This window comes from Pseudomonas phoenicis (assembly GCF_047302395.1).
Taxonomy (GTDB): Bacteria; Pseudomonadota; Gammaproteobacteria; order Pseudomonadales; family Pseudomonadaceae; genus Aquipseudomonas.
Genome location: NZ_CP154852.1, coordinates 4140076 through 4152567, shown reverse-complemented (window position 1 = coordinate 4152567; position 12492 = coordinate 4140076). Strand labels below are relative to the sequence as shown.

Genomic DNA, 12492 nt, shown 5'->3' with positions numbered 1-12492 from the left:
GTCAGTGATCGAAGCGAAAGGCGGCAACCACAAGACCCTCAAGGAATGGAAAGGCCAGTATGGTTCCAAGGAAGTCGAGAACTGGTTGGCTCAGTAGGACTTTTTGAGTACAAACGAAGGGCCTCGACATGGCCATTTTTCATTTCACGATAACACAGGTCCGAATTTTCGTGATGAAAAAGTATAAGATCTTTAACTACCCATCGAAAATACCTGTGGTTTCTGCAGGCTAGAAGTACAAGGTGGACGTCGCTATTAGCTTGCGCAGTCAAAGATAAAGCAGATACAAATGCCGGATCAGATATATGGTTGTCTTGACTCAGTGAATCTCCAATATAAGAAATCAGGTTGAAATCTTTTTTTGCCTCTAGCGTTACTTAACTGCCTAAGCTTTGAGCTTAAATATTGAGAACAGCATTCCCTTGCGAGCCTCTTGATTCCTGGCTAGGTTTCAACATCATCGATAGATATTGGCAGCAAGGCATGTTGAATACTTTTGGTCTCCGGATCGTAGTAGGCCTGATAGAAGTCAAAACCTTCACGGCCTTCACGTATACAGTGGGCCTTTATGATTCTCATCGCTTTAAGCTTGTGCTCTAAAGGCGTCCTGATCCCGAAGATAATTCCTGAGAGGCTTGAAAGCTTATATTTCAATGTCCGGTTTTTCTTGTCTGAAAGATCCATCCCAGAATTCAGCACTAAACGATATTCTTTCTCGGACTTCCATTGAGGTAGCTTTGAAGTCAATGCTAGATAAAATTCATCCCAGTGCTGCTTTCTAAAGTCACTGGAGTCAGTCTTATACCATTCGCTTTTATTGCTCAGATAATTATTGCCGTCATTATACCAAAAGCCACCCAGCGCTTCGTTTGGAACATTGCCTAGCGATCTAAAGGAATCAATCCCTGAGTGTTCTCCGTCGTAGCGTACCTCTTTGAACCGCATGCTCTGAAAACTGAAATCTATGTCTCTGCCTCTGCCTCCAAGGCCAACTGGCTTTTTTATTTCCATTGACAATTCGGAGTCTTGAGCAGATACGAGATACTTTAAGCATATTCCCTTGTGGTTGTCTCCGTAGCTACCCCATATTGCCGAGTTGTCACACTCTTTCATGAAGCAGGATATATACCACTTGGGATGCATCAGAACTTCGATTTGATCTACGTATCTAGGCGCAAAACCCTCAGTAATTTCCTTGAGTATAGCAACGTGATATTCCAAAGCATTGGCAGTTTTTATTTCAAGAGCTGAAAAGTTAAGCGCTATTTGTCTGTAAGTGTGAAAATTTCTGCCGACGCCGCCGTGCTTCTCGATTTGAGCGATTAGGGGTAGATGATAATCACAGTCAACCAGAGGATCAAACGGGCCCTCTGCATGCTTAATATTCGTCAGTTGGTGTCTTTCATTCACTGTAAGGACAATAGATAGAAATCTAGAGTGTAATCCAATCAAGTAGTACGACAGTTGAGGCTTGTAATGCTTATTCTCATCTTTCGCAAACGCAATTGCATATGCTTGAAAGATTTCATCCGCTCTCAGCAGCTCATCCATTTCTTGGTATGCAGCAAGCTCAACACCTTCAAGTTGCAAAGGGTAAATTCCAACTGGAAGCTCCTTTGGCAAAGGATGCCCATAACGCACGTCATTAAGTTGCCAACTACGAAATGCCAATACCAACAACTAATGTCGAAATAGATTTATCCAGACGATTCTGTCGCCTGACCAATAGACCTCACGGTATCCCTCCAGTGGGTCATTCAACTGTTCGGGAGGGGCAAAGTAAATCTCCAGCATTTCCAGCTCGCCAGGTACAGCGGGCTCACTGTTAGTGCTGTCCTTTCCAAATAGACGGTCTGCTGTCCTGAATCTGTAGAGATGTCGTTCCATGATTACCTCATTTGTACATCAGTTGAAAAAAGCTCTGCGAAGCCCATTTGCACTCAAGCCAATATCATACTGCCAGCACTGCCGGGTTGGCCAACTTGGGGTGGATCTATAAGATCCTCAGCTAGCCAATGGATTCCTCCGCAAGGTCATCCGATGCCTGGTGATGCACTGGAATATAGTAATATTTGTTGGTCGTTGCGTACTGATTCTCCAAAATACTCCTCGGACTCTGAAGATCAAATCTCATACGATTCATTAGTCCATCCCCTAGATATCCTTGAATTCCCTGGTCGCTCATAGCCATTGCCATGGCTTTCCCGTCAACATGCATCGCTCCTATATCAGCGTTTTGGGGAGGTCGCGCCAAGGTAATCATGCTCGGATACAGTCTTCGTGATAATTCAAAAAAGCCCCTTGTGTTGAGGCATCCCATCACAATGATCTTCCCGTTTATTATCTCCTCAATAAATTCAGTCGGCATATTGAGGGATGGTAAAGGCCTAGCGAGCGCATCAAAAAAACTATCTGTTAGGTTGTATATTGGGTTGCTGCACCTCAACATGCTCATCCATGAGCTAAACCCAACATATGCGAACTCCGGCTTTTTGTACATTCCAATGTAAAGGCATGAATCAATGACGCTTATTGCATATGTACCATTCTCTTCCAGCCTCTTTCGGCAATCCAAGAGTTCCTTATTGTAGTATTTTATATCGCACTTGGTTTCCGTAATCTTTACTTTTCTGCCAGTTAATTGATCGTACCCCTCATTCGTCTTCAGTGTTGATGACAGGTTCTTCGCTCGATCAGCCTGATTTTTAGTTCGCTTGTACTGCTGCTTTTCAGATCTAGTAAAATCCTTGGTGAGGATTGTTTCTGCCAATTTACAGCCAAGTCCTTCTGAGTACTCCATGACATCAAGCAATACCTTGCTTTTGCTGCCGCTTTTAACCTCAACGAACGATGTTCCTTGACTATTTCTAAGTGCGATGTCTCCATGATGAACGAATGTAGTAAGATCCGCCATGATGGCTATGGTCATAGGGCATTCGTTATATTGGTCTATGACCTCTTGGATATCTTCAATATTTTTTATAGAGAGATTATCTCCATGTTTGTTCATGGGCAATCGCCTAATTGTTGATTGCTCATCAAAAAGCATATGCCAAACAATAGAGTCGACAAACCTGCGAAGCAGGTTGTTTTCAAGGCTTAGCTTTTTTATTTTCTCAATTGTTTTGGATTTCTCGACTGAGTCCTTTCTTATATGGAAGTCACTTTTCTGCGCTTCGAGCGATGATATCTCGGAGAGGTTTTTACAGACTTCTATTACTATGAGTTTTTGTGCTAGCTTCCAGCCATCATGCACGGCGGAGATGAATTCTTGATAGTTCTCACGGTTTTCGCGTGACGGAATCATTTTGTAGATCCCATTTCCGCGAATTAAGTGCAGCAGCCTAACCATCAGCGTTTTGGTGTCACTCTCTATTAGCATCCCTAGCCGGAGGAAACGGTCAAATCCAGGCGGGGCCTTTATCTTCTCACTATCTTCTGTTTTCTTCATGATCTGTCAGTCTCAATGAGTAAGGGATTTCAAATCGGCGGACATAGATTCAGGTGCTACATAGCAAAAAGGCCCCACTGGGGCCTTCATTTGTACTCAAGCAGTCTTACTAAGCCAACCAGGACTCAACTTCATCGCTGCCGTACTCTGTTTTCCACTCTTTCAGAATCTTGTGGTTGCCGCCTTTGGTTTCGACGACTTCACCGCTGTGCGGGTTCTTGTAGATTTTGACCTGGCGTGGCTTGCGGGAGCCTGCCTTGGATTCGGTGGCAGCAGGAGCGCGGCGAGTGGATGCCTGGGGGTTAAGGATGGCGATGACGTTGCGCAGGCTGTAGCTGTATTCAGCGAGCAAGGCGCGCAGCTTGGTTTCGAACTCAACCTCTTTCTTCAGGCCTTCGTCACCTTTCATTGCTTCGAGGGCTGCCAGTTGCTCAGCCAGATGTTTTTCGAGTTGACGGAATTCAGCAAGACGGGACATGTAACACCTCAGAAATTAGTGCTTAATAAAATTCAAGAGCCGAAATCAGGCGGATCTTCATTGATGCTATAAACAGCAGATCCGACACCCAGCAAGCCGCCAAGACAGACGATAATCATTAGGTACTGGGAGTTGTATGCGGAAAAGATGCCACCGCCAATATAAGCCAGTCCAAGCAATGTAGCCAAGATTACGCTGATGATGAGTTTGCCCTTGGGAGCCATCCAGGCAGCAACCCAGATTAAAACAGCGCATCCCATACCGTTCACGAAGGCTTCGCCGAAAGATCCAAACAGGGTCAGCTTATTCGGATCTCCGCTTGCCCAGATCCCATTAACCAGCCGAATCAGGAAAACCACAACCAGAGCAGCGAGCACTGCAGCAGGGAGAACAAGCAGCCATCTCACTGCCGGTAGCCTCAGGAAATTCATGGAAACATCCTTGTGATTGATCGGCCATCATTATGCCATGGCTCACCGTGGCACGGTATCAGGCGAGCTCCGTGGAGAGCCGGTCTGCGTTGTCTGCTAGGCTAAAGTCATTCCTGAGCAACCCACAACGCTTCAGCTCTTGCAAATAGTCTTCCTTAGACAGATCCCCAATCGTCCTGGCATTGGCCAAATCGGTGAGCTCTTCAGGTGACTAGTTCACACCGTACTCAGTGTTGATATCCACGTTAAAAGCTGTGGTGAATGGGGAGCCGTTGACGTAGCCCGATGCGGCGATGTCCTGAACATAGGTGATCGCCCGAGTTTGGATCCCCAGGATCTCATCAACTTCCATCTGCGTTGATTGAGCGATTTTAGCGAACGTTGCGCCACGTACCCACTGCCGAATGATGCCGAAGAATATGGGTTTGACGGAGTCAGGATCCTGCGCGTTGTCCAGCCTGAATGCCACACGTACATCTGACTTGAGTTCAGTATCTTGCCAGGCCCATCTCAGTATCCCTGAAAGGAAATCGTCTGAAACGGGATCGACAGGGCTCGCCCAATCTACCCCGCTCGGCAGCAGTACATGTTCGACGAACTCCAAAAGGCGCACCTTGGCTCCAGTATCTTGAAGCCAAGCAATCTTGCCCTCGGCCCTCAGCGCAATCAGACGTCGGGCTCGCAACTCAAAGACAGTCCGTAGCGTAACTGCAGAACCTGCAGGAAGCTGGTGGGCAACCAATCTGTTCCCCCTTGCCAGGCAGTTGCTGGCTTTGCGCACCAGGGGCAAGTCGCTCACAAATCATCTCGACCTTGCGGTTAGAAGATGGGGTCAGCAATTGTTGAGAAGCACCTCGTGATGACTGACAGTCAACCTTGAGTCCTTCCGTACTGCGATCCCCTGTGCACGACGAGTGCCTCCGCCTCAATTTTCCTCCCCGCACCAACGAAGCTCGGCAGCAAGAGGGAGGGTGGCAAGTGCCAGATACCTCTCTATTCCTTATGTAGGAGTTGGTGTCGCAGCGGATGTAGACAGTACTAATGGCACTAGGCTACCGTGCGAATCTCACGGACTTCACGGTTCAAACCCGTCGCAGGGACACGGACATGATTGACGAACTGCAAGCCAGCAAATCCTGCTACTTCTATCGCCTAAAGGCGCCGATCACAGCTGTCGCGATCACAGCCATGTTCCGGGCGATAAGAGGGGCCCAAACCTCCCCCTCGAACAACCTCTTCTCTTTCATACGGCAAGCCCAGGGGGCATCAACCTGGTCTGCTCTGTCCTTTCAATTCGACAAGAAGCCCGCTTTCCTGCCTGGCGCTGACGATGTGGTAGACCGGGTAACTGGATACCTGCTGATCGTCGAACACCGTGATTACGTCGCCATCTTCAAATCTCAAATCGATGTTCCTGCTGAATTCGCCAGACGGCACCTGCAGCGTATCGGCGCCCAGGACGTTGATCGTGGACTCACCAGCAAAGAATCTGTATTTGCCCGGGTACGACTCCGACACATGACGCTGTCTCGCTTTGCGTTGCGCAGTAAGACACTTGAGGGCGAGAACCTTCAAAACAACGTAGGCATGGCCTCCTCGGCTCGGTTTGCTCCACTGGGTTACAGTTTCACGGAAGCGGACGAACACTTCTCAACGACACCACGAACCGGGCGGATCTCGCTTCGGGCTGATCGGGCTGGCTACCTGGAGCTGGTGGATTATGCCTGCAACATCATCGACCGCCTGCACCCTCGCCCCGGCAGACCATCGTCCTCTTCGTTCCTCGCCGCTTTCGCGCGACCGCTTGAGCTATCGGATCTGACCGCCAACCCTACTCAGTTCGCCGTTGATACAGCCATCCTCGGACAGGCCATCTTTGACGAAAAAATCATCCGCTTGGTTAGGCGTGACGGAGTGGGCTATCGAGAGCTGCCTAAGGCTGAGGTCGAATTGATACTCGCAGAGCTGACAGATGTTCTGCGCGTTGCCAAAAATGCCGCTGGAAAATTGCTCGTGTCCCAGATTGCGGCAGGCATCGAAGTGGGCGAGGTCGCGATCAACAAAACGCGTATCGCGTTGAAACGCCTGGCGCTGCCTCTGCTCGCCGATGTCTACGTAGAAAATGCCCAGCTAGCGCTCGGGACGGACGAAGATCGCGTGCTGCTTAAGCAATTCATCGACAAAGAGGACATATTCATCGTCCTGTTCGACCAGCCTCGCTTTGCCTATCTGGACGGCAATCTCTACCAAGACGATACCTTGGTAAACGGTGGCTCTCAGTTCTTGGGCTATCTCTTCGGCAATGCAGAGCTGGCAACTATCACGGATGAAAAAGGCGCCTTCACCGCTGCCCATCATACGTTCGACCCTGACTCCACGTTTGGCGCGGTACTGTCCACTATCGCCCCGGAGGACAATGTCATGGTCTGTGATGACCTCGGTGATGAATGGGCCGATTTCATCGGTTTTCGAACGGATGCAGCCTCTCCGCGAATCACCTTCTACCATGCTAAACACGGCGACTTGACTCTCGGAGCTAGCGCATTCCACGTTTCTGTCGGCCAGGCCATCAAAAACTTGGGCAATCTTAATTTGCCCGCTCCGGCCATGACCAAGAAATTCGCTCGATGGAACCGGATGTACACGAACAACCGGACGAGGACTCGTATTCACCGCACGTGTAGGGGCACTCCGGCTGAATCCATAACTGCGGTCGAGTTCTGCAGGAACGCCCCTCACACCTTTAAGCGAGTCGCCATCGTAACCTCATCGCTGAGCAAAGCGGCTGTTGAGCAGGCCTTCAGGGATATTGCGGCGGGCCACACCGCCAGCCCCTACTTCGTCCAGCTTTATTGGTTGCTGTCGTCCTTTTTTGCTGCCTGTACCGAGGTCGGTGCTTTCGGATGTGTGATCTGCCAGGAATGACCGGGCAGGTTTAGAGTCGCTCATTACCGCCCAATCGGCAGCATCAGCCTTAAATTCTTTGCCTGCGAGAACTGTTTTGCGTATGAACCAAACTCAATACCTCGCCGGACAGGTCAGCGATTTCGCAGATTGGCTAGCAAGCCGACTCAACGGCGCGCCTATCCATTTTTCAGCCCCTGGCACTGCGTCTTATGTTCATCTCCACCATGCATTGAGCGCGTACCAATGGCCACCCAGAGCTAAAGCTCCACTTCCAATATCGGCTCCAGGATTCCTATATCGACATCCTGTCGTACCTCCGCTGCTGCGCAACAGCAACCTGGCCACAAACGCTGCTGTTCTAGCAACGCTACAGCGTGAGCTCCGTAAGGCTTACAGCGGAGGCACGGCCAACCCGCTTGAGCTCGCAGGTGTAGTGGCTGCGATATTTCATTGGGGAGGCGTCTATACAAGCAAAGGGAACAAACCCTGGTTGCTTCAGAATCATCTTGCGTTACACACCGTGCTCCGGGGCGTTGAGCTCGATCACTCGCGAGGGGATGACACCACAACGATCGCCGGCCTGCGCTTCAACTCTGGGATGACCAAGGTCTACTCCCTGTTGATCGATGATTTCATCATTTACGACAGTCGTGTCGCAGCTGCTTTGGCCTGGCTGGTACACCGCTGGTGGGTAGTCGACCTGAGGAAGTCGGTGAACGGCTTGCCACCGTTGCTGAGATTCGGTTGCTTGCCTGGGAACGGAAAAATGGCGCCTTTTAGGAACCCAGACAAAGCCGTCTTCACCACGCTGAGAAGCAATCCCGCAGAGCATTATATGTGGAACGTGAGGGCCAATTGGCTGTTAGGTGCTGCTTTTGCCAAGGCCAGTCGGCCCGTCAATTTCCCGGATCTCCGATCGGTAGAAGCCGCGCTCTTCCAGATGGGGCTGAAGGTTTAATCAACCAAATCAGGCCCGCCTTACTGCTGCCGCAGTCGCGACGCCTCTTCGGTGGCCTTATCGACACTCAGTGCACTTACGTAATATTCAAGAATAGGATTTATAGGCTTGAAAGAATATAAAAAACGCTCGGTGAACGGTAACGCAGGGGAATATCTTGCAGCATACCAATTCTCGAAGTTACTGCAATGGCCATATCGCATGTTAGATATAGATATAGGCGTAGATGGTGAAATCGAAATCCTTGATAGCGCTGGTATTTCAACCTCTGATGTAATCAAGGTTCAGGTAAAAACATTCAACTCCATCTCTAAAGCCAGTTCGAAAAAAATCTATGTGAAAGGTAATCACATTCAGTATTGGAAGAAATTTTGTCTTCCCATAATTGTTGTGTGTGTCGATCTGAGCAAGGAAAAGGTCTATTGGAAGCCTGTCACGGCGACAGAATGCTACGAAAACGGCGGAAAATCTCAAGCAATAATCATCGATTTACAAGCTGACGAGTTAACGCCGGCATGCGGAGCAAAACTACAAGCGTTGGTTTCCCCAGCCACATCAAAAGAAATCGGGCAGATTCTAAAAAATATGCGCGCTCTGTATGCAACAATAAAAGATCAAAATGATTTTGCGATAGATGCGGAGCAGCTGTACCACGTCGAAGGTCTTGTTAACCAATTTGAATATGAGGCAAAATTGTTTGATGAATTAGCCCTCCACTTCCCATGGCGATGCGGAATTCTAACTCGTGGGGAAGTCGCAATGATGCAGAAGAACGTTAGGCGGGTTGAAAACAACGTAAGTGTGAGCTATAGCCGCGGACTTAATGGAATGTGAACCTGCCTGCCTAAGCACCGCAGGAAACGGGTATGCAGGAAGGGTTCGCTCCCTCCTCGCCCGACCGGGCATTAGGCAAGGTACCAGTGTTTCAAACAGGATTGCTAGGCGGTGGAGAGAGACTAATCTCTAAAGCTAGCCCTGAAGGTTTTTAAGAGTCAGACGCATTTTCTATGATTGCCTCAGCAAATGAAATCAAATCCCTAATGCCCCCTCCCCCAGTGCGATCCAGATGATGCCCCAGAATCCCAAAGCAACGTGGCCCTTGCTCGTCACACCGCCTTGAATCCCCTATCATCAGAACTTGCGAGGAGTTCGATCCCACCACCTGCCCCGGAAGGACGCCGAGCATTGTGCAGGTGCTGCGGTAGATCCCAGGATCGGGTTTTAGGAGGCCAAGCTCAGCACTGAGTGCATAGGCATCAAGACCTGGGAGCAGGCTCCGGGCTTTTGAGCAATACGGCCCAGCGAGGTTTGAGCACACCGCGACTTTCACCCCATGTTCCTGCAGCAGCCCAATGGCAGGCATGGCGTCATCAATCAGACAGATGGATTCGAGCTCCCGCGCAAGCATCGATCCCAGGTCGGCCATCTGAGCTGGAGAGAGATGTATTCCAAATGCCTCAGCGGCCTCTCTAATCCCACCATTGAGAGCCATGACAATGCGCAGGTCATTCGGGGATGCCGCCCGGCCCTGCTGTGCTCCAATACGAAGCAATTGCCTGTAGGGGTTCTGCCGGTTCCGGACGTCAAGGAGCGTACCGAAGAGATCAAAAATCACTGCTGCTATCATGTGGTACCCGTCACCGACACGGAAATCTCAACCCACGCTAGGCGATCGCCCGGCTACAGCTATTGTACAACCACCCCGTGGTTGGCTAGGTCATTCACGAGCGTTGTACGACGCAGCATACCCGGGATTTTGAAGATGCTTCTGTAAGCGTAGAAAAAACCCACAGGGATCACCAGCAGCCCCAAACCGTACGTCGCAGTGGCGATGATTACTCCCGCAGGAATCGCTGCTAGCGCGAACACGCTGCCCTTCAAGATGCTCGACTTAGCAACCTGCCGCATATGGTCAAGATCATACTCGACCTTGCCATTTGCCTTTTCAAACGCAATCAGCACAATCGCTTTCTTGCCGAGGTGTTTGTAATACCAAGTGACCGGCGTATCAGTCACCATTGCCCCATGCCTCTTTAGATACCCGAGCATCACAACTTCATTAAAGTGAAAGGTTTTACCTTCGCTATCTTCGCAACGAACTTGATTATAAAGTGCATCAAGATCTCCACTTGCTTTTAGGTTGTAGTTTTTGACGGTTAGTGTCATTTTCTTCAGATCAGACATACCTTTCCTTAAGTACTAGAACACTAACTTTTATTAGTGCGCAGATGAGGCTTGGTGTCACGTGCAGGCGTGCTCAACAGGCTGGGTTTAGTGGATCAATCGCCATTTTTGGCTGAGTCTTGTCAGACAGCAGGCGTGATTAACTACTCTGCGAGGAAGGAAGCCTAAAGGGTGTCAGCCTCCTCCTACGCGCCCTCCAACAGCTCAGAAACAATCACATAGTGATCGCTGCCAGTCCGGCTACGCACGAGGGTATAACCGCTGATATGGCTCACGGGAGAGACCGCAGGGGTAACTACGGTCATGCCATCGGTACTCACTCCCGACAGGTCGCAATAGACCAACGCCGTTAGGCGATCGCCCACCCGCGCTGCGTCCACCAGATACGCGTCAATCGTAACTCCCCAATCAATCCGGGTTGCCTGGGCGACCTGCAGTGGAAGATCGAACAATTCACAAGCACTCACGCTACTAACCATCCCTCAACCGATTTCAATTAATTTTCTTGGTTCGAATCCGCAGTCTTCACCGGGATAACCGCGCTGATTAGAAAGCAACCTACACCCACCCAGCATCGTATCCACCGAATGATGCGTGTGGCCGAACGCCCAGTAATCCACTTGCTCGACTAAGCCATGCCACCTGTTGTAATAGGCAGCGCTGAGATGACCCTCATGTTCATCTCTGGCGACCTCCGGTACTGGACAGTGATGGGTGACAACGAAGGTCTTCCCGTCGAATGGCTCAGCCAACACCTGACTTAGAAACGACCTGGTGGCCTCATTTTTGGCCACCAGGTCGGCCGGCCGCAGCCTGCGGTAGTTCGAGTCGGCTCTGATCATCCGAAAATCATTCATCTGCCTAGCGCAGGTCATCGATGCAGCGACAACGTCGCCCGTGCTCGAAAAATCAGTCCACGCAGTTGCGACCAGGAACCTCACCCCGCGGAATATCCATGACTCGTTCTCCATCACATGGACGTGAGGAGCTGCAGCAGCTTTCATCTTTTCCAATGTCCGGTCGAGGTGGCCTTTGTAGATCTCATGATTCCCAGCGCAGTAGATCACTGGGCATTGGAAGGTCTCGTTTGCCCACAAAACACCGCGCGCTTGGATGTCGATGTCGCCAGCGAGGATCACCAAATCCGCCGGCAGCCCTGGCGGGATGAAGCGGTCGAACTCGTTGTGCAGATCTGAGTAGATAAGGACTTTCATGGGGCTGGTGGTTTGGCCTGATCACTAGGGCGCGGCTTACCGGGTGGAGACCCGATTCGCTGCACTCCAAAGCTAAAATTCGGTTTAAGCATATATTGATAGAAGCCGCTTGCCAGAGGGGCTCGCGGGCAAACAGCAACCTTGCGTCAACCAGCGTGACTATAGACACTTGCGTATGACATGGCAAATTCAGCATATCGTTCCGTTTGAACGGGAACGGTTATGTCGCTTCGTAATGCCTACGGCTCTGCTCTGAAATTCCTGCGCATGCGCCGCGAGTCGACTCAGGACGCGTTGGGCCAGGCAGCCGATCGCTCTTACATCAGCCGGCTAGAAACCGGTGAGCGTTCAGTGACGATCGACGTCAGCCATGACATTGCGCATGCCCTTGGCGTAGAGCCCCTTTCCCTGCTGGTTTTGGCTTACGCCGCCGAGCGGAACCAGACGCCGAAGCAGGTAGTTGCCAATCTCCTGGACAACCTCACCAGTACTGGCCTACTGGAATGCGAAGTCCCTTCCCTACCCCCTAAGACATCCCATCCGGTAGCTACTGCCTCAGAAGAGTTGCGGGCGCAAGTCAAAGCACTCATCGCCCAAGGTCTGAGCCAGGCCGAGGTGGCTAGGCGTTTGGGTGTCTCTCGCCAGGCGGTTAGCAGCCATCTGAAGAAGATGGGCTAAGAGTGCTGGCATAACCCAACAGCATGAGGCGCGACCGAGTCCTCACCTCAGTGAGGCCTGCTTGAGGTTTTGCCATGCTGGCATTTGTCGACGGCAGGTTGCTGACTGACGGGAACTAGAGCGCCACCACCTACATGGCAATCTGAGCTTTATTCAGTGAAAGCCGCCCGAGTATTGGTCAGCTTTGTAAG

General features: G+C 50.6%; 13 protein-coding genes. 5 read left to right on the top strand and 8 right to left on the bottom strand.

The features are described from left to right. Window positions 1–4 precede the first annotated feature (4 nt). Complete coding sequence (locus AA0Z93_RS18920; RefSeq protein WP_409522260.1) at window positions 5–97, top strand: hypothetical protein; 93 nt, start codon at window positions 5–7, stop codon at window positions 95–97. 347 nt (window positions 98–444) lie between these two features. Here AA0Z93_RS18920 and AA0Z93_RS18915 read toward each other — a convergent pair whose 3' ends face one another. The 5 genes from AA0Z93_RS18915 to AA0Z93_RS18895 form a co-directional block, all read right to left on the bottom strand. Continuing rightward, on the bottom strand, window positions 445–1590 hold the full coding sequence (locus tag AA0Z93_RS18915) for a DUF2971 domain-containing protein (protein WP_413047443.1): 1146 nt from the start codon (window positions 1588–1590) through the stop codon (window positions 445–447). 418 nt (window positions 1591–2008) lie between these two features. Continuing rightward, entirely contained in the window at window positions 2009–3451 is a 1443-nt protein-coding gene (locus AA0Z93_RS18910; RefSeq protein ID WP_413047444.1) for a hypothetical protein, read from the bottom strand. Window positions 3452–3560: 109 nt separating this feature from the next. After that, window positions 3561–3929 carry a histone-like nucleoid-structuring protein, MvaT/MvaU family gene (locus tag AA0Z93_RS18905; protein WP_313739306.1) on the bottom strand — a complete coding sequence of 123 codons (369 nt, stop codon included), beginning with the start codon at window positions 3927–3929 and terminating at the stop codon, window positions 3561–3563. A gap of 32 nt (window positions 3930–3961) precedes the next feature. Continuing rightward, a complete protein-coding gene (locus AA0Z93_RS18900; protein ID WP_313739307.1) occupies window positions 3962–4360 on the bottom strand; it encodes a hypothetical protein in 399 nt (132 codons plus the stop codon). A 211-nt stretch (window positions 4361–4571) separates the two neighbouring features. After that, on the bottom strand, window positions 4572–5159 hold the full coding sequence (locus AA0Z93_RS18895; protein WP_413047445.1) for a hypothetical protein: 588 nt from the start codon (window positions 5157–5159) through the stop codon (window positions 4572–4574). A 308-nt stretch (window positions 5160–5467) separates the two neighbouring features. Between AA0Z93_RS18895 and AA0Z93_RS18890 the strand changes: the two genes are divergently transcribed. The 3 genes from AA0Z93_RS18890 (at window position 5468) to AA0Z93_RS18880 (ending at window position 9059) form a co-directional block, all read left to right on the top strand. Next, window positions 5468–7285, top strand: a complete 1818-nt coding sequence (locus tag AA0Z93_RS18890) for a hypothetical protein (RefSeq protein WP_413047446.1) — start codon at window positions 5468–5470, stop codon at window positions 7283–7285. An 82-nt stretch (window positions 7286–7367) separates the two neighbouring features. Next, the gene (locus tag AA0Z93_RS18885) at window positions 7368–8225 is read left to right on the top strand and encodes a hypothetical protein (RefSeq protein ID WP_413047447.1); all 858 of its coding nucleotides are present in this window, start codon (window positions 7368–7370) and stop codon (window positions 8223–8225) included. A gap of 108 nt (window positions 8226–8333) precedes the next feature. Beyond that, window positions 8334–9059, top strand: a complete 726-nt coding sequence (locus AA0Z93_RS18880) for a DUF4365 domain-containing protein (RefSeq protein WP_413047448.1) — start codon at window positions 8334–8336, stop codon at window positions 9057–9059. 151 nt (window positions 9060–9210) lie between these two features. Here AA0Z93_RS18880 and AA0Z93_RS18875 read toward each other — a convergent pair whose 3' ends face one another. The 3 genes from AA0Z93_RS18875 to AA0Z93_RS18865 form a co-directional block, all read right to left on the bottom strand. Further along, entirely contained in the window at window positions 9211–9852 is a 642-nt protein-coding gene (locus tag AA0Z93_RS18875; protein ID WP_313739312.1) for an HAD family hydrolase, read from the bottom strand. A gap of 59 nt (window positions 9853–9911) precedes the next feature. After that, window positions 9912–10409, bottom strand: a complete 498-nt coding sequence (locus AA0Z93_RS18870) for a hypothetical protein (RefSeq protein ID WP_122250705.1) — start codon at window positions 10407–10409, stop codon at window positions 9912–9914. Between the two features lie 482 nt (window positions 10410–10891). Continuing rightward, window positions 10892–11623, bottom strand: a complete 732-nt coding sequence (locus AA0Z93_RS18865; RefSeq protein ID WP_413047449.1) for a metallophosphoesterase — start codon at window positions 11621–11623, stop codon at window positions 10892–10894. A gap of 222 nt (window positions 11624–11845) precedes the next feature. Here AA0Z93_RS18865 and AA0Z93_RS18860 point away from each other — a divergent pair, with 222 nt between their 5' ends. Further along, window positions 11846–12301: a transcriptional regulator gene (locus AA0Z93_RS18860; RefSeq protein WP_313739315.1), complete on the top strand. Its 456-nt coding sequence runs from the start codon at window positions 11846–11848 to the stop codon at window positions 12299–12301. Window positions 12302–12492 lie beyond the last annotated feature (191 nt).

Bases quoted from the DNA above. Each gene is read 5' to 3' on its own strand.
- AA0Z93_RS18900 (WP_313739307.1), bottom strand. From the start codon at position 4,360: ATGAATTTCCTGAGGCTACCGGCAGTGAGATGGCTGCTTGTTCTCCCT.
- AA0Z93_RS18870 (WP_122250705.1), bottom strand. From the start codon at position 10,409: ATGTCTGATCTGAAGAAAATGACACTAACCGTCAAAAACTACAACCTA.
- AA0Z93_RS18905 (WP_313739306.1), bottom strand. From the start codon at position 3,929: ATGTCCCGTCTTGCTGAATTCCGTCAACTCGAAAAACATCTGGCTGAG.
- AA0Z93_RS18910 (WP_413047444.1), bottom strand. From the start codon at position 3,451: ATGAAGAAAACAGAAGATAGTGAGAAGATAAAGGCCCCGCCTGGATTT.
- AA0Z93_RS18860 (WP_313739315.1), top strand. From the start codon at position 11,846: ATGTCGCTTCGTAATGCCTACGGCTCTGCTCTGAAATTCCTGCGCATG.
- AA0Z93_RS18865 (WP_413047449.1), bottom strand. From the start codon at position 11,623: ATGAAAGTCCTTATCTACTCAGATCTGCACAACGAGTTCGACCGCTTC.
- AA0Z93_RS18885 (WP_413047447.1), top strand. From the start codon at position 7,368: ATGAACCAAACTCAATACCTCGCCGGACAGGTCAGCGATTTCGCAGAT.
- AA0Z93_RS18875 (WP_313739312.1), bottom strand. From the start codon at position 9,852: ATGATAGCAGCAGTGATTTTTGATCTCTTCGGTACGCTCCTTGACGTC.
- AA0Z93_RS18890 (WP_413047446.1), top strand. From the start codon at position 5,468: ATGATTGACGAACTGCAAGCCAGCAAATCCTGCTACTTCTATCGCCTA.